This window comes from Secundilactobacillus folii, from assembly GCF_009720675.1.
GTDB classification, from domain to species: domain Bacteria; phylum Bacillota; class Bacilli; order Lactobacillales; family Lactobacillaceae; genus Secundilactobacillus; species Secundilactobacillus folii.
On record NZ_WNJO01000019.1, the window covers coordinates 1 to 18,756 of the forward strand.

At 47.1% G+C, this 18,756-nt stretch carries 16 protein-coding genes; 10 read left to right on the forward strand and 6 right to left on the reverse strand.

The window, feature by feature from the left end; genetic code table 11:
- The 5 genes from GM612_RS11080 to GM612_RS11100 form a co-directional block, all read left to right on the forward strand.
- The coding region (locus tag GM612_RS11080) for an Ig-like domain-containing protein (protein ID WP_155432421.1) at positions 1–2,398 on the forward strand (2,398 nt) is incomplete at its 5' end.
- Between the two features lie 495 nt (positions 2,399–2,893).
- The gene (locus GM612_RS11085; protein ID WP_155432422.1) at positions 2,894–3,346 is read left to right on the forward strand and encodes a hypothetical protein; all 453 of its coding nucleotides are present in this window, start codon (positions 2,894–2,896) and stop codon (positions 3,344–3,346) included.
- A gap of 2 nt (positions 3,347–3,348) precedes the next feature.
- Positions 3,349–3,855, forward strand: coding sequence for a hypothetical protein (locus tag GM612_RS11090; protein WP_155432423.1), 507 nt, complete (start codon positions 3,349–3,351; stop codon positions 3,853–3,855).
- A gap of 662 nt (positions 3,856–4,517) precedes the next feature.
- A complete protein-coding gene (locus GM612_RS11095) occupies positions 4,518–5,642 on the forward strand; it encodes an aminotransferase class I/II-fold pyridoxal phosphate-dependent enzyme (RefSeq protein ID WP_155432424.1) in 1,125 nt (374 codons plus the stop codon).
- A gap of 13 nt (positions 5,643–5,655) precedes the next feature.
- The gene (locus GM612_RS11100) at positions 5,656–6,831 is read left to right on the forward strand and encodes an aminotransferase class V-fold PLP-dependent enzyme (RefSeq protein ID WP_155432425.1); all 1,176 of its coding nucleotides are present in this window, start codon (positions 5,656–5,658) and stop codon (positions 6,829–6,831) included.
- Positions 6,832–6,963: 132 nt separating this feature from the next.
- Here the strand turns inward: GM612_RS11100 and GM612_RS11105 are convergent, their stop codons facing one another.
- On the reverse strand, positions 6,964–7,656 hold the full coding sequence (locus GM612_RS11105; protein WP_155432426.1) for a YoaK family protein: 693 nt from the start codon (positions 7,654–7,656) through the stop codon (positions 6,964–6,966).
- 158 nt (positions 7,657–7,814) lie between these two features.
- Between GM612_RS11105 and GM612_RS11110 the strand changes: the two genes are divergently transcribed.
- Positions 7,815–8,705, forward strand: coding sequence for a hypothetical protein (locus tag GM612_RS11110; protein WP_155432427.1), 891 nt, complete (start codon positions 7,815–7,817; stop codon positions 8,703–8,705).
- 8 nt (positions 8,706–8,713) lie between these two features.
- Positions 8,714–9,085: a DUF1304 domain-containing protein gene (locus GM612_RS11115; protein ID WP_155432428.1), complete on the forward strand. Its 372-nt coding sequence runs from the start codon at positions 8,714–8,716 to the stop codon at positions 9,083–9,085.
- A 16-nt stretch (positions 9,086–9,101) separates the two neighbouring features.
- Here GM612_RS11115 and GM612_RS11120 read toward each other — a convergent pair whose 3' ends face one another.
- A complete protein-coding gene (locus GM612_RS11120; protein ID WP_155432447.1) occupies positions 9,102–9,704 on the reverse strand; it encodes an endonuclease III domain-containing protein in 603 nt (200 codons plus the stop codon).
- Between the two features lie 144 nt (positions 9,705–9,848).
- Here GM612_RS11120 and GM612_RS11125 point away from each other — a divergent pair, with 144 nt between their 5' ends.
- The 3 genes from GM612_RS11125 to GM612_RS11135 all read left to right on the forward strand — a co-directional run bounded on the left by GM612_RS11125 (position 9,849) and on the right by GM612_RS11135 (position 14,993).
- On the forward strand, positions 9,849–10,811 hold the full coding sequence (locus GM612_RS11125; protein ID WP_155432429.1) for a LacI family DNA-binding transcriptional regulator: 963 nt from the start codon (positions 9,849–9,851) through the stop codon (positions 10,809–10,811).
- Between the two features lie 432 nt (positions 10,812–11,243).
- Positions 11,244–12,617: an SLC45 family MFS transporter gene (locus GM612_RS11130; protein ID WP_155432430.1), complete on the forward strand. Its 1,374-nt coding sequence runs from the start codon at positions 11,244–11,246 to the stop codon at positions 12,615–12,617.
- Positions 12,618–12,716: 99 nt separating this feature from the next.
- Positions 12,717–14,993 (forward strand): glycoside hydrolase family 65 protein, encoded by a 2,277-nt coding sequence (locus GM612_RS11135; RefSeq protein ID WP_155432431.1) that lies wholly within the window; start codon positions 12,717–12,719, stop codon positions 14,991–14,993.
- 291 nt (positions 14,994–15,284) lie between these two features.
- On the opposite strand, the gene GM612_RS11140 is transcribed toward GM612_RS11135, so the two are convergent.
- The 4 genes from GM612_RS11140 to GM612_RS11155 form a co-directional block, all read right to left on the reverse strand.
- Entirely contained in the window at positions 15,285–15,716 is a 432-nt protein-coding gene (locus tag GM612_RS11140; protein WP_155432432.1) for a MarR family winged helix-turn-helix transcriptional regulator, read from the reverse strand.
- A gap of 425 nt (positions 15,717–16,141) precedes the next feature.
- On the reverse strand, positions 16,142–16,933 hold the full coding sequence (trpA, locus tag GM612_RS11145) for a tryptophan synthase subunit alpha (RefSeq protein ID WP_155432433.1): 792 nt from the start codon (positions 16,931–16,933) through the stop codon (positions 16,142–16,144).
- Positions 16,926–18,140 (reverse strand): tryptophan synthase subunit beta, encoded by a 1,215-nt coding sequence (gene trpB, locus GM612_RS11150; RefSeq protein WP_155432434.1) that lies wholly within the window; start codon positions 18,138–18,140, stop codon positions 16,926–16,928. Before trpB ends, trpA begins: the two co-directional genes overlap by 8 nt.
- A 37-nt stretch (positions 18,141–18,177) precedes the next feature.
- Positions 18,178–18,756, reverse strand: coding sequence for a phosphoribosylanthranilate isomerase (locus tag GM612_RS11155; RefSeq protein ID WP_155432435.1), 579 nt, complete (start codon positions 18,754–18,756; stop codon positions 18,178–18,180).

Below are 18,756 nucleotides of genomic sequence, written 5' to 3' on the forward strand. Positions count from 1 at the left end.
GACTGGTAAGACTGATGGGAATGGCAAGATCGATATAACAGTGCCAAAGGATTCAGTCAAACCAGGTGATCAACTAACTGTTCAAGCTGGCAATGGTGCTCCTGGTACCGTCACGGTACCAACGGATACACCGACGACCGGTGTAACGATCACTAAGACCCCGGATGGCGGTTACCAAGTTGGCGGTAAGACGAAGCCGGATACCACGGTCACGGTCACTGATAATAACGGCAATCCGATCAAGGATGGCAACGGTAACCCAGTGACTGGAACGACGGATGGTAATGGTAATATTGACGTTAAGATTCCTAGTGGGACGGTTACTCCAGGTCAAACCGTTATCATCGATCCAAATGGTGGTACTAAGGCCACTGTCACAGTACCAGCCGATACAACGACCCCAACCACCGGTGTAACGATCACTAAGACACCCGATGGCGGTTACCAAGTTGGCGGCAAGACGAAGCCGAATACCACGGTCACGGTCACTGATAACAACGGCAATCCGATCAAGGATGGCAATGGTAACCCAGTCACTGGAACCACTGATGGCAATGGCAACATTGACGTTAAGATTCCAGGTGGGACAGTGACGCCTGGTCAAACCGTTATCATCGATCCAAATGGTGGTACTAAGGCCACTGTCACAGTACCAGCCGATACAACGACCCCAACCACCGGTGTAACGATCACTAAGACCCCGGATGGCGGTTACCAAGTTGGCGGCAAGACGAAGCCGAATACCACGGTCACGGTCACCGATAATAATGGCAATCCGATCAAGGATGGAAACGGTAACCCAGTGACTGGAACCACTGATGGCGATGGCAACATTGACGTCAAGATTCCAAGTGGGACGGTTACTCCTGGTCAAACCGTTATCATCGATCCAAATGGTGGTACTAAGGCCACTGTCACAGTACCAGCCGATACAACGACCCCAACCACCGGTGTAACGATCACTAAGACCCCAGATGGCGGTTACCAAGTTGGCGGCAAGACGAAGCCGAATACCACGGTCACGGTCACTGATAACAACGGCAATCCGATCAAGGATGGAAACGGTAACCCGGTGACTGGAACCACTGATGGCGATGGCAATATTGACGTCAAGATTCCAAGTGGGACGGTTACTCCTGGTCAAACCGTTATCATCGATCCAAATGGTGGTACAAAAGCAACAGTTACAGTACCAGCCGATACGACCACCCCAACCACCGGTGTGACGATCACTAAGACACCCGATGGCGGTTACCAAGTTGGCGGCAAGACGAAGCCGAATACCACGGTTACGGTCACTGATAACAACGGCAATCCGATCAAGGATGGCAATGGTAACCCCGTGACTGGAACCACTGATGGCAATGGCAACATTGACGTTAAGATTCCGAGTGGCGTGGTAACTCCTGGTCAAACCGTTATCATCGATCCAAATGGTGGTACAAAAGCAACAGTTACAGTACCAGCCGATACGACCACCCCAACCACCGGTGTGACGATCACTAAGACCCCGGATGGCGGTTACCAAGTTGGCGGTAAGACGAAGCCGGATACCACGGTCACGGTCACTGATAGCAATGGCAATCCGATCAAGGATGGCAATGGTAACCCAGTGACTGGAACCACTGATGGCGATGGCAATATTGACGTCAAGCTTCCAAGTGGGACGGTTACGCCTGGTCAAACCATTGAGATCGATCCAAATGGTGGTACTAGTGTTACGATTACCGTACCTAATGATACTGGAAATACACCTACTGGCGAGACAAAGACGCCGACGACAGATGTTAAGATTACGCCAGATGACAATGGTAATTACACAGTTACTGGTAAGACAACGCCAAATACTAACGTTGTTATTACTAATGGCGCTGGCAATTCGATTGCTTCTGGTAAGTCAGATGGTAACGGTAACTTTACGGTACCGATTGACAATGGCTCAGTTAAACCTGGTGAGACGTTATCTGTAACACCTGACGGCGGAACAACAGTCCAAGTTCTGGTTCCAAATACGACGACTAACAATCATTCGGGCGTAAATGGAAACAACAACCATTCAGCTGGCAATAATGCAAACAGTGGTTCTGGAACTGGCAACACTAACGGTAATAACGTTGATGGCAGTTCAACCGCTGGATCTGGCACTTCAACCGTCAATTCCGTTAAGAACGTAACCAGTGCTACTGGGAACAGTAATGGCAACCACCTGGAAGCTGCTGTTTCAACGGAAAATGGTGCTGTTTCAGGGTTGAACGGTAATCATTCTTCTAAAGATACTGGTAAATTGCCACAAACGGGTGAGGAAACGAGCGAAGGTCCTATTCTAATTATCCTTGGTGAAATTCTTGCGATGTTTGGTATAGCAATTAAGTCACGTAAACGGAAGGATGAAAAGTAAATTTAATTGTTAATTTCGTTGAATTTACTTACAGATGGTGCTTTTAAGCACCATCTGGTACATATTCCAAGAGCACCTCGGATGAATTTCGGGGTGCTCTTGGTTTTGGCTTGGCATTAGTAGGAAACTTTTATCATTGTCATAGGCTGTAAAATCCATCTCATTGGCAATGGTCGATGACGATTTGATTGATCTTGATGCAGTTAACTTGATTATCTGTACAAGTGAAAACGAGAAGTCCCTGTGTGACATGAAACTTTCATTATGTTTCCTTTGTAGTGCCTATTTTGATTGTCATTGAGCGGTAGCCGTCGTCAAAATCCACCTTGCAGAATTTCGAATCGTTAGCCCGGCTAGTCCAACAAACTGACGTCTCTACAGCAAGAACGACACGATCCATGCTGCTTAAATCTAAAATGATAATTGCAAGGAACTGTATTTTAGAGGTTGAACTATGCTACAATTTGACTATTAACAACGATTAAGGAGCAATCAATGCTAAAACAACGATTAATTACGTTAGGCATCGTTTCATGGGTGCTTTTTACCGTTATGAATCTGGTGATGTCGTCTGGCTTTGTCGTGCTTGGGCACTCAATTCAGGTCAGTGCGATGATTTGGTCCGTGGTGGTATCGCTTATTTTGTATGCGCTGCCGATGATTTGGGGAGCACTGGGTCACAATTCAGGCTACTATATTTTGGCCGTGGTCATCGTGATCTATTCGTTTGGGCTTTTCAACGGCATCGTTACTGTTTTGACGGCGAGTCATGCAGCGCTTGGCATCAAAGCCATTATTTCATTGCTGAACTTGCTGATCATTGTTTTCAACGGTTATTGGCTGGTGTTAGCAATGCGCTACCGTCACTGGCTAGATAATAAACGTGATAACGATAAGCTGCAGCGAATCAAGCAACAACAGGAAAATCAAAAGAACAATCGAGGTTAATTATGGAAAGTGTAGTAAAAGACTTCATTGAAGCAGTTGACGCAGAAAATTTTGAGACTCAGAATTTCGGTGGCAGTTTAGCCGATATTGAAAAGAATGGCGCAGTAAAAGTGTTACAGCCAATGGTTGACATGATTGTCAAAGCGGTTAGTGAAAATAAACTGGCCCAAGCAACCCTTTCGCTCACGGATGCGGATATTCAGGTTCGTCTGGAGACCAGTGTTGTTAACCTGCCACTGCGTTACGTCAACGCCATGAAGAAAATGCTGGCAGATGATGATACCTTAAAGGTCAGCATTTATAGCGTGATTGAGTCACCGGATGTGAACGTTTCCTCACTTCGAATCGATAAAGTGGCCTCTGCAGATGATTTTGTGACTCACAAAGCGGATATGGCAACGGCCATTGCCTCGTGGTTGCAGACGCAGTTGCAAAACGTTAAGGAAAATCAAGCTAAGAAGGCGGCTGCAGACGAATCGACTGATGATAAAGACGTCAACGACAAGTAATTAGTCCGATTTGCTTTGACGAATACTTCGTGCTACTATACTAGGTATGCGATGAGTCGAGAATATCACGCTGCTAGCAATAGCAGTTTGCGCAAGCAACTAGGTGATTTTTTTGCACAGCAGGCAATGTAACACCGCCGGATTTGCGGCTGCCTTGGTTCAAGGGAAATGTGGATTTCTAAGAACCCATTTAACGTCAGTTAAGTGGCTGTATGGAGCGTTCCAGAAATGGAGCGCTTTTTTGTTTGGGTTAGACTGACTTCGGTAATTGCATTTGATAAAATGAAGACCCTTGACAGCCATAAAAATGAGAGTACAATGAGAATTAATTTCATAATTAAGCAACGATGAGAAGAGTAAGTTACCACGTTTTGTTAAGAGAGCTGCGGTTGATGCGAGGCGGTCAAAACAAGTTAACTGAAGATGATCTCTGAGCATGATTGGGGGTAGGTCAACCACGACCCGTGCTACCCAATCCGTTAGCAATCGATATCTTGCGGAGTATAACAGATTTTCTGTCGTACTTATCAAGGCTTGAATTGTGAAGTTCAGGTAAATTTCAGGTGGTAACGCGAATCCTTCGTCCCGATATAACTCGGGCGGAGGATTTTTTTATTGCCACCAATTTTTCACAAACAGCCAGACTTTTGGGAGGAATTTTTATGTCAGAACATATTGAAACAATTTTAGCGCAAGCGGGTAACCGCACGGATGATGTTAAGACGGGCGCAGTCTCCACGCCACTGTACTTTTCAACGGCCTACCGCCACGCTGGCTTGGGTCAGTCGACGGGTTATGACTATTCGCGTGAGACCAACCCCACCCGCGACGTACTGCAACAAACGTTAGCCAAGCTAGAAAACGGCGTTGCAGCTTTTGCTCTCAGCTCAGGTATGGCTGCGATTCAGCTGACCTTTTCACAGTTTAAAACTGGTGATGAGATCGTGGTCTCTGACGACCTTTATGGTGGGTCGTTCCGCTTTTTTGACCTACTGACCGATAACTATGGTTTGAAATTTCACCTTTGGGATGGCAAGGACTTCAACCATTTGGCCACTTTAACTGCGCGTTCCACGGTTAAGGCGGTGTGGTTAGAAACGCCCTCTAATCCAACGATGAAAATGATTGATATTAAACAAACGGCGGCAATTGCCCACAAACATAACGTACAAGTGATTGCCGATAATACGTTCTACACACCGTTATTGCAGCAGCCCTTAAACGAAGGGGCTGACATCGTCGTTCATAGTGCGACTAAATACCTGAGTGGGCATAATGACATTTTAGCTGGGGCGGTCGTTTGTAAGTACGATTCGGACGCAAAATGGTTGGCGCGTAACCTGACCACAACCGGTGCAACCTTAGATCCATTTGACTGCTGGCTCCTAGTTCGAAGTCTTAAGACCTTGCCGTTGCGACTTGCAAAACACGAAGCGAATGCGAAGGCAATCGTGGCCTCACTGCAACAAAACGATGCGGTGGACAAGGTCCTTTATCCAGGTCATGGTGGCATGATTAGTTTTTACGTTCATAATGAAGAGTGGGTCAACACGATTTTGCAGCATCTGCAAGTGATCTCATTTGCCGAAAGTCTGGGTAGTGTGGAAAGCTTGATGACGGTGCCAGCGATTCAAACTCATAAGGACCTCACTGAAAAACAGCGGCAGGCAAAGGGCATTACCCGTAATTTGCTGAGGCTGTCAGTGGGAATCGAAAACAGTGATGACCTGATTGATGATTTATCACAAGCAATTAACGCTGCCGCAGAGACGGTTAAAAATAAGTAGGGGGAACTAGAATATGAGTATTGAAGATCTTTCAGATGATACCAAAGTAATTAAAACAACGACTCGTCCGGATCCAGAAACTGGGGCAATCAACCCACCAATTCAATTATCGTCAACTTTTGCACAGCCAGACTTGGATCATTTTGGCAAATACGATTATACGCGCAGCGGCAATCCAACTAGGGACGTTCTCGAAGAAAGTATTGCGGCGTTGGAGCATGGCACCCGCGGATTCGCCTTTTCAACGGGAATGGCGGCGATTTCAACTGCCTTTCTCACCCTGCATCAAGGCGACCACGTCATCGTGACCAGTGATGTTTATGGTGGCACGTTCCGGTTGGTGACTCAGTTACTACCTAATTACGGTATTGACTACACCTTCGTTGACTGTGACGACCCGGCTGCACTGAAGGCGGCTTTTAAGCCCAATACCAAGGTGGTCTACATTGAAACGCCATCTAACCCAACTTTAAAGGTAACGGATATCCGTCAAGTTGTTCAGATTGCTCATCAGCACGATGCACTGGTATTTGCCGATAATACGTTCATGACCCCGATTTTCCAGAAACCACTCGATTTGGGTGTCGACCTCGTTCTTCATTCAGGAACTAAGTTTTTGGCCGGTCACTCTGATATTTTAGCTGGCTTGATCGTCACCAAAACTAAGGAATTGGGAGATGCCATCTACTTCATTCAAAATGCAATGGGTGCAACCCTCGGCATCAGTGATTGTTGGCTATTGCTGCGAGGAATTAAGACGCTGAGTGTCCGGGTCAAGGCTGAGGCCGCTAACGCTTTAGCAATTTCCAAATGGCTGCAGGCACAGCCAATCGTGGAAGGGGTTAACTATCCGGGTCTTGACAACTTCGCTGGCCATGACGTCCAGTTTAGTCAGGCGACTTCGGGCGGTGCCGTCTTATCATTTGACGTTGGTACAGAAGATAACGTCCGTAAGCTGGTGAAGGAGTTAAAGATTCCAGTCTTCTCCGTTTCGTTAGGCGCGGTGGAAACCATTTTGTCGTATCCACCAAAGATGTCTCATGCTGAACTCACTCCCGAAGAACGGCATGCGTGCGGTATCTCAGATGGGTTGCTTCGCTTATCTGTCGGCGTCGAGGACGTTGAAGATCTAGAGGCCGATTTTCAGCAGGCCTTTGAAAAGATTGGTGTTTCACAGTTACAGCGCTAGTTCGTTTTCACTGGTAAAACGCGTTTAGATTTTCAGAATCTGACAATAAAGTGGTGGCTTCCCTGAGGTTGGGGCAGTCACCACTTTTTTAAAAACAATCAGCCTATTAGAATCTGTAAGAATCCTTTGCTACTAACTATTTTGCACCTTTTCTCGGCGTTCTAAATGACTAACGCCTAAGGTGACCGCCAGAATGACTGCCGAGAGCCAAATGGTCTGACCATGCCAGTAATGCGTGAGTAGGGCAGTGACGCCCGCACCGGCAACGAAACTTAAAATCACAGTGCCGGTGGTCAAGCCCTTAGGCACCGCGGTTTTATCGTGTGCTAAGAGACCATCGTAAATTGATTCGGCTAATGTCCGCACATTTCCCGTCATCATTAACGACGTAAAAGGACCGCCATTTAATTGACGAAATTCCTGCAGTTGGGCTGCTGCCACCAGGGAAAGAATACCGGTAATCAACATGTTTGGCCAGTGACTGGAGAACGCGCCGGCAATCAGCAGCAAGACTATTTCGTAAACGATGATAAAACCAGAACGACTTACGGCTGGTAACATGCGAATGGGCCAGTGCTTTTGAATCCAGCGGGCAATCATCGCACCCACCAGAAACATCAGTATCGAAGTCACATATTGCGCCATTCTACCGTAGTGTCCCTGACCAATTGAAGCACCTAATAAGATTAAATTTCCAGTCTGTAAACCGGCAAAAACTTCGCCATGTTGCAAGTAAGTGTAGGCGTCAAGGCCCCCGGCGGCCGCTGCCAGCAAAGCGCCCACCGGCAGACGGTCGTGGGTTGGCCGCACGTTATAATTGATCATTATCGTTCCTCCGAATTTTTAAAATGCATGAGGGTAGTTTAAACACCCTGGGCAAACAACGCAATTAAAGTGTTTCTGAATGTCTGACCTTGCTATCGCTTCAACGCTCTGCTACATTTGACCTATAAGTAATTTGTAGGCGAATGGGGGAGTGTCAAATGAAAAAAGCAACCATGTTACTTAGTGTGGTCCTAGTGCTGAGCGGAATAGGAGCCGCTGGTGTACCAGTAACAACACATGCCGCGACAAAAGCCGCTAAAACAGTGAAGTCAACAAAGATCACGAAGACGACAAAGTCCGTCACGGCTACCAAAACGTCGGCCGCGTGGAAAGTGGTTAAAACTAAAAAATACCCAACCGATCCCGCTTTTTACGTAAAGAAAACGGCTAGCCGATACATGTGGAATTCAAGCCACACCAAAAAGCTTCACAACTTAAAGAATTACCCGAAAACGACTTGGTATTTATCAAAGAGTGTGGAGCTGAAGTTAGGTAAAAAGGCTGGGATCTATTATCAGGTTGCTAATAATACCGGTAAAGTTTCCGGATTAGTCTACCGTAATTATCTCACAAAAGGAAATAATCCCAAGGATGTCCTGGCTAATAGTTCTGAGGTAAAGTCCTATGGTGGGGGACTGGCAGCCATTAAATCGGTTCGCGAGGCAGCCACCCTGCAAGCGGATATTTTAGCCCTTTTCCCGGGAACGATTCTTAACCGGACTTATAGTGCAGCGGCACGTAACGATCTTAATGCTGGGGTGAATAACTCCGCCAAATATTCAAAGACGGATCGAAACGCCAAGGCCGTGGGTATCTTTTCACCGTACAACTGGATCAGCACAACCAGCAAGACGAACTATACCAAGTTGATCACGTCGAAATTGGAGGCCCAAGGCTACACCGCGACAAAGCGGAGTAAGTATAAGGGCTATCAGATCGGCATTTATGCGACACCGCACGGCTATGCTTCAAATTATCACAAGTGGGTCAGTGGGTACGGCTCATTTGGAATTTATCTCGTGCCAACCAGTGACGCAAAGTTAGGCTAGGTGAAGGTATGTCAATCATTAGCACGATTTTAGTCATCGTTGTAGCAGTCGAAGCACTGGGAATTATGGGCCTTGAAATGTTTGGCTCGCAAACGGCAACCGCCGCCAAAGTTTTTGACTTTTCAGCTGAATATCAAAGCCGGCCGGAAACCAAAACCACGATGGCCAATATCGGCCTATACAACGGCTTTGTTGGCGTAGGGTTACTGATCATGCGCTTCATGTTACCGGAAAATGCAGTTTTGCTAGGTTGCTTAGTCTTTACGGGATTTGTAGTGATTGCTGGCATATACGGTGCCATTACAGTAAACCGTCAGATTGCGCTGACGCAGGGACTGCCGGCGTTGTTAGCATTTTTAAGCTTAATGATCTTGGGCTGAATATGCCGATGGGGCATCATTGCTTTTCAGCTAATGCCGTCACCAAAAAACTGTCATCAAAGTGGTCTTCACCCTGTAAGTACTGTTTACCGAATTCATCGAGCTGACCGTGAAAATCCTGAGCCATTTCAGAAGTGAAGGTAGGTGGCAGTTTGACTTGAGCAGCCAAGTGCTGATAGGTATCGGTATTTTTGTAACCCAGATGTTTAAACAATCTGCGGGTGTAGGAATCCGCAATGAAGGCTGGCAGGTCAAAAATATAGACTAGGTAGACGTCCGCCGTTTCCTGTCCGACACCGGGGAGCTTGAGTAATTCCTTGCGCAGTTCATCTTGAGGAATCTCTCGCGCGATTTTGGCGTAGTCCCAATGATGATCAGTGAACCATTGGAAAACGTTATGAATTGCTTTGGCTTTGTTACGATAGAAGCCACTGGCGCGGATGAGCGCTTGCAGATTCTCTTTTGAAAGGGCAAGTACCGCATCAGGATCTAATCCGGTGCGGTTTTTTAAATGATTTAAACCGACATCGGCGTTTTGCCAAGCGGTATTTTGCACCAAAATAGCGCCCACGATAATCTCGCGCTTATCATCAGCTGGCCACCAACCGGACGGACCCATATGGTTCAAAAGAGTTTGGTACAGCCAGTTTATATCAACTGAAATAAGGCATCCTTCTTTCTAAAGCTAAAAACATATCATTTTTATGTTGCCTGACTTACAATAAAGATTAGAGATAGTATACTAACGGAGAGGAACAGGACTATGGTAGTAACGATTAGAGACATTGCTAGACGTGCAGGGGTCTCGGTTTCAACCGCGTCACGCGCTTTGAACAATCATCCACGGATCAGTTTAAAAACGCGTCAAAAGATTCACGCCATTGCGGATGAAATGGGCTATTTGCCCAATTACAACGCTAAAACACTGACCAGTGGTGTCTCTAACGCAGTCGGCGTGGTTTTTCCGCCTGGTGAAATGAGTACGTCTGCCAACCCATTCTTCGTGGATCTATTGATGGGGATTAATCAGGAACTTCGAAGCCGGAATGCCGTCTTGTCAGTGGCGATTGCCAACACCGCGCAGGAACTCGTTGCTAACGTTGCTTCGTTGATCAGTCAGGGACTGATACATAATTTTATTTTACTCTATTCGCGTGCCGATGACCCAGTAGTTGCCCTGCTTAAACAGCAAAAAGTCCAGTACGTTTTAATTGGGGATCCGCTTGAAAAGGGTGACTGGTACGTTAACAACGATAACTGGCTGGCTGGTCAAAAAGTTGGCGAGTACCTGTTGCGTAAATTCAACACCAAGGAAACGTTGTTTATTGAATCCCAGCCAGAGTTAGGCTTCGAACGTAAGCGGCGTGAGGGTTTCCAAACCGCCATGAAAACGGCGGGTGTCCATACCGAAACGTTGCGGCTGCCGCAACAGAGTCAGCGGCACGTCGACCAGGCCGTTGCCCAGTATTTGGGTACTAGAAAGACCATTGACGGCATCGTGACCACTGATGATCTGATTGGGATGATGGTGCACCAGATCCTCTGGCAATTGGGTCATACTGACGTGCCGTTAGTGAGCTTTAACCGCAACAAATCGGGTCGGCTAGCAGGAGAAATGGTCCGATTTGTCGAACTGTATCCTGAACAAATGGGTCAGGCTGCCGTCCGAGTACTGTTTGACGCGGATAAACGCTCGGAAGTCGTTCCTTTCAACATTGAAAAATAATTTAAAATTATGGTGTGCCACTGGTTAACATGCCAATTGATTGGGTGATACTAGTTCAATTCCGTTATGGAAATTCAGCTGGTAGCACCCGTTTTTTGGTCGTTTAAGCTAAAAGTCGCGCTTTGCTTACATGGCCTGGATCTGAATTTTGAGGCACGTTTAGACTCGAGGTTGAGTCACATTTTTACTGCCTCTACTTAAAAATATCAGTTCAATACTTACCAATCTTCGCTTTTGTCTCACTCGTAGTAATAAAATTTTTAAATCAATTCTCCCGTGATTGTTACGTATCACATCAGATAATAACTAGTCAGTGACACAAACAAACTAAAATAATTTTGCGCAACCGCTTGCATTATTCTGCAAACGGTTGCATAATAAAAGTCAAGAAAGCGTTTGCAATTATTTTAAATCCTTCAAGGAGGGGTTCTTATGTCAGAAAGTACTACTGCAGTGCCAGAAGCAGAAACCGCAAAAAAGGATCTGCTGCCCACACTGCCATCATCAACAATTTTTCTAATTAACTTTGGCTTTCTGGGCGTCCAAATGGCGTTCCAGCTTCAAAGTACGAATATGGGTCGGATCTTCCAAACGATTGGTGCCGATCCGAACAATCTTGGTTGGTTCTTCATCTTACCGCCGTTAGCAGGGATGGTCGTTCAGCCGCTCGTTGGGTATTTCTCAGACCGGACTTGGATACCAAAACTCGGTCGGCGGGTACCATACCTCTTGATTGGTGCCATAATTGCCATGATCGTCATGTGTCTGTTGCCAAATGCCGGCAGCTTCGGTTTCGGGTTTGGTTCACTAGCCGCACTGTGGTTTGGTGCAATTTCACTGCTGTTCATGGACCTGTCATCTAACATTGCAATGCAACCGTTTAAGATGATGGTCGGTGATATGGTCAACGAAAAACAAAAGGGCTTCGCATACTCGATTCAAAGTTTCAGTTCTAACGCCGGTGCGCTGTTAGCCAGCATCTTCCCATTTGCACTGACTGCACTGGGAATTGCCAATACCGCTAAGCGTGGTAGTGTGCCAAACTCGGTTGTCTGGTCGTTTTACGGTGGTGCCATTATTCTGTTGCTATGCTGCTTATTAACGGTCTTCCGAGTAAAAGAATACGACCCTGTTACCTACGCAAAGTATCACGGTATCGAAGACAACCAGGAACACAAGAGTCTCTGGGGCGCTTTAAAGTCCGCACCAAAGGTATTCTGGACCGTTTCAATCGTTCAATTCTTCTGCTGGATGGGCTTCCAGTATCTGTGGACCTACGCCACTGGTGCCATTGCATCAAACGTCTGGGGTGTCAGCAACCCAACCAGTGCCGGCTATCAAGCTGCTGGTAACTGGTACGGTGTCATGTCAGCTGTTCAATCGATCACTGCCGTTATCTGGGCACTGGTTCTTTCGCGGGTCGGCAACTCTCATCACAAGGCTTACTACTCAATTAGTTTGTTAATGGGGGCCGTTGGTTTCGGTTCCATCTTCTTCATTCATGATAAGTACACGTTGTTTATTTCCTTTGCTTTGATCGGATGTGCATGGGCTGCAATGAACGCTTTCCCATTCACTTTCTTAACCAATGCGATCACCGATTCAGCCAACATGGGGACTTACTTGGGCTTGTTCAACAGTTCAATTTGCCTACCGCAAATTGTTGCCTCACTTGCCAGTTTTGCCATCTTCCCACTGTTAGGTTCACACATGCCAACCATGCTGTTGCTGTCAGGAATCTTCTTGGCAGTCGGCGCACTTTCAGTTGGGGTGGTTAAAGAAGTTTGGGCAAGAAAAGCAGCTTAGATTTATCAGAAATGCAATTGAATCTTTAGACGAAACACTTTGACTACTGTTTTAAAATTTTGAATCGTATCAACTTTTTAACGAAAGGACATACCAAGTATGAAAAGAACGTTTGAAATCACGCCGTGGCACATTGTCACGCACGATTTAAATCAACAGGATAAACGGCTGCAAGAATCAATGACGAGTCTCGGAAACGGCAACATGGGCATGCGTGGTTTCTTCGAGGAAGATTATTCCGCTGATTCACTGCCTGGAATTTACCTTGGCGGTGTCTGGTTCCCAGATAAGACCCGGGTCGGCTGGTGGAAAAATGGTTACCCGAAGTATTTTGGTAAGGTGATCAACGCGGTCAATTTCATCAAGCTCAACGTCTTGATCGACGGTCAGCCAATTGACCTCGCGAAGGATCAAGTCAGCAATTTTGAAATGAGCCTAGATATGAAGCAGTCATCACTGACCCGTTCCTTTACCCTAACAAAGGACGGTCACAAGGTGAGCTTCAAGTTTGAGCGCTTTATCAGCGCGGTTCAAAAGGAGCTGGCTGCGATTCGGCTGACGGTCACTAATGAGAGTGACTCGGCAGTTCACGTGACGTTTAAGTCAGCACTAGATACGGATGTTCAAAATGAAAATGCCAATTATGACGAACGGTTCTGGGACGTTTTAAAGACTGATCAGGATTCAACTAGCGGTTCAGTAGTGGTGATCACAAAGGAAAATCCGTTTGGCACGCCACGGTTTACAGTTGGCATGAAGATGACCAATGAAACGACCTTGGCAGCTGAAAAGCCTACGAATGTCACTTCCAAGGAGGTCGTTGATCAATTTAGCGGTGACCTGGCTCCGCACGAGAGCACGCAGCTGATCAAGCGCGTGGTGGTTGTGACTTCCCGGGATTACGATACCCAAGCCAAACTGGAAGCTGCAATGAACGACTTAAGTGCTAAGGTGACGGCAGTTTCGTATGACGATCTGTTTGCGGCTCACGCTAAGATCTGGGTCGAACGCTGGCAGAAGTCAGACGTTGAGATCGAGGGTGATACCGGTGCGCAACAAGGGATTCGGTTCAACTTGTATCAACTGTTTTCAACCTACTATGGCGAAGATAGCCGCTTAAATATCGGGCCGAAGGGCTTTACGGGTGAAAAATACGGTGGTGCAACATACTGGGATACAGAAGCCTTTGCGGTTCCCGTTTACCTTGGCATCACGGATCCGCAAGTCACGCGCAACCTACTGATGTATCGGTATCAACAACTGGATGGTGCCTACCACAACGCCCGTGAGCAGGGCCTCAAGGGTGCCCTGTTCCCAATGGTGACCTTTGACGGTATTGAGTGTCATAACGAGTGGGAAATTACCTTTGAAGAGATTCATCGAAACGGCGATATTGCATTTGCCATCTTCAACTACACCCGCTACACCGGCGATAAGAGTTATGTTTTGCACGAAGGCAGTAAGGTGCTGACCGAGATTTCTCGTTTCTGGGCTGACCGGGTTCACTTTAGTCAGCGTAACGATAAGTACATGATTCACGGTGTTACGGGCCCTGACGAATATGAAAATAACGTGGATAATAACTGGTACACAAACTATTTGGCTCAGTGGACGTTAAAATACACGCTGCAGATTCTCGACGAAGTTTCTCCGGACGTCGCTAAGAAACTGGCGGTCTCCGACGATGAAAAGAAACACTGGCAAGACATTGTCGACCGGATGTATCTGCCTGAAGATAAGCAACTTGGAATTTTCGTTCAGCATGATGGCTTCCTTGATAAGGATCTGCAGCCAGTTTCCTCGATTCCAGAGGATCAGTTGCCGATCAACCAGCACTGGTCATGGGATAAGATCCTGCGTTCACCCTATATTAAACAGGGTGACGTTCTCCAGGGTGTTTGGGACTTCATTGATGACTTTACACCGGAACAAAAAAAGGCTAACTTTGATTTCTACGAGCCTTTGACGGTTCATGAATCAAGCCTGTCTGCAGCAATCCATTCGATTTTGGCTGCCGACTTGCACTACGAAGACAAGGCCGTTGAGATGTATGAACGGACTGCCCGCTTGGATCTGGATAACTATAACAATGACACGGACGATGGCCTCCACATCACCTCGATGACGGGAAGCTGGCTGGCAATCGTGCAGGGTTTTGCCGGGATGCGTGTTCGTAACGACCAACTGCACTTTGCCCCATTCCTACCTAAGAAATGGTCAAGCTACCAGTTCCGGATCCAATTCCGCGGCCGCTCGATTCAAGTGCACGTTGATGGTGAAGGGACCAAGCTAAGCCTATTGTCTGGCGAACCGCTGGATGTTGATTTGGCCGGGACAACCGCGCACTTACAGTTAGAGAATGCCCAACTGGCATAGGTAGTATCACACCGGTAAATGCCTGGCTCAGGAGAATGCATCTAAATGAGCCCTCACATAAATACAAGAAAGAGGTGGTTTCCCCGAAAGTGGGGGAACCACCTCTTTATCGCTGCATGACTTGAACCTAAGTTTGCAGCAGTTTTAGAATTCATTACTTCGTGTTGAATGAGTGAATTAGTGCCCTCCAATTAATTGAATGGTTAGTCACGAGCTCTTCTTTGGTGATCAAAAATCATTTTAGAACGTGGCACTTTACCTCCACGCTGAGTTACAGAACATATACGTGAGTTAGGCTTCTTCGTTATCGTCCAGTTGTTTTTGAACGTTATTCAGTAGTTGCGTTAATTTAGTGGCTTCGGCATCGGATAAGGGCGCTTCCAGCAGTGAATTGAGTTGTTCAAAGACTTCTTGAATCTGCGGAACTAGGGCAGTTCCCTCCTTGGTCAGTGAAAGCAGTTTAGTCCGTTCGTTGGTGAGTGGAATGGTTCGAACGATTAGGTTTCGTTTGACTAGCCCTTTAAGCAGATTCGTTACGCTGGCTTCCTGACGATTCAAGTAGCGGGCAACGTCACGCTGCATACTGTCAGGATGGTTGGCAATGAAGTTGATTGAGCGTCCCTGATCGGAATTCAGATCAAGGGAACGTAACTTCTTGTTTAAGTACTGGGTCTCAAAGCTCGCAATTCGGTGCACTAAACTAGCGGTATTTTTGCTATTCACGACACGACCTCCTAAAATTGGAATACATGTGTAGCTTACCAGTGTACGGTTGCAATCACAACAATATTGGCTTGATTTTGACAACTTTTTGATTCTTGAAGATGCCTTTTCATAAATGGTATAGTAATTGTTAACGATTACTCTCTCTAAGCGTGAGACAGACAGCAGGAATGTTTGGTATTTTGCAATTAATTGTTTGCATCTGGACGATTCTATGTTATTGTTTATATGAAGGTAACTCTTCAAGCAGCAGAAAGTCTTGGGCCTGTTCACAGGTTCAGGGCTTTTTGTTTTGCTCAGAAAAGGATTGGTTAACTGTCATTTTTAAACAGCAAAAGGGTATACTTCTCTCCAAATAGACAAGCCAATAAGTTAAGCTTGTGCGCTTAGGGAGGGCGTATACCCTTTTGATTTTGCACCAGTCCTTAACGAACCGGATTACCAACAACGGCAGCCTTCATCTGTTTCGTGTAATCCTGCAATTTGGTCGGTGCCTGCTCACCATATTCAGCGACAATGTTCACGCAGGCGCTACCAACAATTGCACCATCGGCAATCTGTGCCATTTCAGCGGCCTGTTCTGCAGTGTGGATTCCAAAGCCGATAGCGGTGGGGACATCAGTGACTTTACGGATGCGGGCCACTAAGTCTGACAAGTCGTTAGCAAATTCGCTCCGTTCGCCAGTGACCCCAAGCGAAGAAACCACGTAGATGAAACCGGTGGCTGCCTTGGCAATCTTTTCGATTCGGTCGCCAGAAACAGGGGTGACCAACGGAATCAAATCAACGTCATGCTTGGCGGCGATTGGTGCTAATTCGCCGCGCTCCTCATACGGCATATCAGGGATCACCAAGCCGTCAATTCCCAGTTCGGTGCACCGTTTCGTGAACGCCTCGTAACCATACTGGAACACGATGTTTAAGTAGGTTAAAAAAGCTAACGGGATCGCTGTTTGTTTACGAATTTCCGCGACCATATCAAAGATCGTATCCATGGGTAAGTCCGGATCAGCCTTCAAGGCCCGAATATCCGCGGCTTGAATCACCGGTCCGTCAGCGACTGGGTCTGAGAATGGAATCCCAATCTCGACTAAGTCAGCGCCACCCTTAGCAAGGGCCACCACGTTGTTGACGGTTCCCTGGAAATCCGGGTCGTTAGCGGCAATAAACGGAATGAAAGCTTTATGGTTTTTGAAGACTTCAGCAATTTTACTCATCAATATCTACCCCTCTGTATTTTGCAATCGACGCCACATCCTTGTCGCCACGTCCTGACAGTGTGCAAACAATAATTTGATCCTTACGCATCTTGGGCGCGATCTTTTGCACGTAAGCCACTGCATGGCAGCTTTCGATGGCGGCGACGATGCCCTCAGTTTTAGCAATGTATTCAAATGCATCCACTGCTTCGTCATCAGTAATGCCCACGTACTTGGCACGGCCAGTCTTCGCTAAGTAAGCGTGTTCCGGACCAACACCGGGATAATCCAGGCCCGCAGAGATCGAATAAACCGGTTTGATTTGACCCGTTTTATTCTGCAGGAACATGGACTTCATACCGTGAAAGATACCGTCGGAGCCACGTTCAACGGTGGCAGCTGTGAGCTCAGTTTCCACACCCTTACCGGCTGCTTCGGCGCCCACTAATTGCACACTGGGTTCATTGATATAGTTGGCAAAGGAACCAATGGCGTTTGAACCGCCACCGACGCAGGCCACGACCATGTCAGGCAACTTGCCAGTTTTTTCTTGCAGCTGCTGTTTAGATTCTTGGCTGATGACGCTTTGGAAGTCCCGCACCATCAAGGGGTATGGATGAGGACCAGTGGCTGAACCCATTAGGTAGAAGGTGTCATCCACCCGCTTAGTCCAGTCTTGCAGAGCCGCGTTAATGGCGTCTTTCAGAACCATGGATCCGCTAGTAACGGGGTGGACTTTAGCGCCTAACAATTCCATCCGGTACACGTTGAGACGTTGCCGGTCAGTGTCTTTTTTACCCATGAAGACTTCACATTCCATCCCGAAGTAAGCAGCGATGGTAGCGGTGGCCACACCATGTTGGCCAGCACCAGTTTCGGCAATCAGTCGGGTCTTACCCATGTGTTTTGCCAACAGTGCTTGGCCAATCACGTTATTGATCTTGTGAGCGCCGGTATGGTTGAGGTCTTCACGTTTCAAGTAGATTTGAGCGCCACCTAAGTCCTTCGTCATCCGTTCAGCATAGTAGAGCAGCGAAGGCCGGTTAGCATAGTCTACCAGCAAGTCGTGCAGTTCCGTTTTGAATTCGGGATCGTTTTTATAGTGTTCGTAGGCTTTAGTCATGCGGTCCAGTTCGTTCATTAGCGTTTCAGGAATATATTGGCCGCCATATTCGCCGTAGCGCCCGGTGGTATTCTTGCTTAGTTTCAGGTTAAGTTCAGTCATTGATAGGTTTCCTTTCATTAAATGCGTAATTTTATTGTTAGTTTTGATGTGCCAGCGTGACGATGGTACGAATCTTATTAGCGTCTTTTTGACCACCAGTTTCCACGCCACTAGAAACATCCACGACGTCTGGATGGACGGTTGCAATCGCGGTCGTGACATTTTCAGGGGTCAGCCCGCCGGCGAGAATGAACGGGTGCGGGGCTTGTGGCACCCGCGTCCAATCAAGCGCAATCCCTGAGCCGTTACCGCTGTCTAGCATCACGTAATCCGCTGCAGTCGGGGTAATCGGCGCGTTTGGCTTGAACACTTGAAAAACCGTTGCACCCGCTGCTTTTAGAGCTTTAACCGTTTCTTCGCTTTCGTGACCATGCAGTTGAACGATTTGAATCGCACCGCTACGAAAGATTTTCAGCATGTTTTCCAGCGGCTCATCCACGAAAACGCCAGCCGTGGGAATTTTGTCATCAAGTAGATTTCGGAATTTCAAAGCCGTTTTCAGTGTGAGTTGGCGACGACTGGGGGCAAATACAAAACCAGCGAAATCAGGTTGCACTTCATTAACGACTTGGGTATCTTGCTCTCGCATTAGCCCGCAGATCTTGATTCGCGTCAT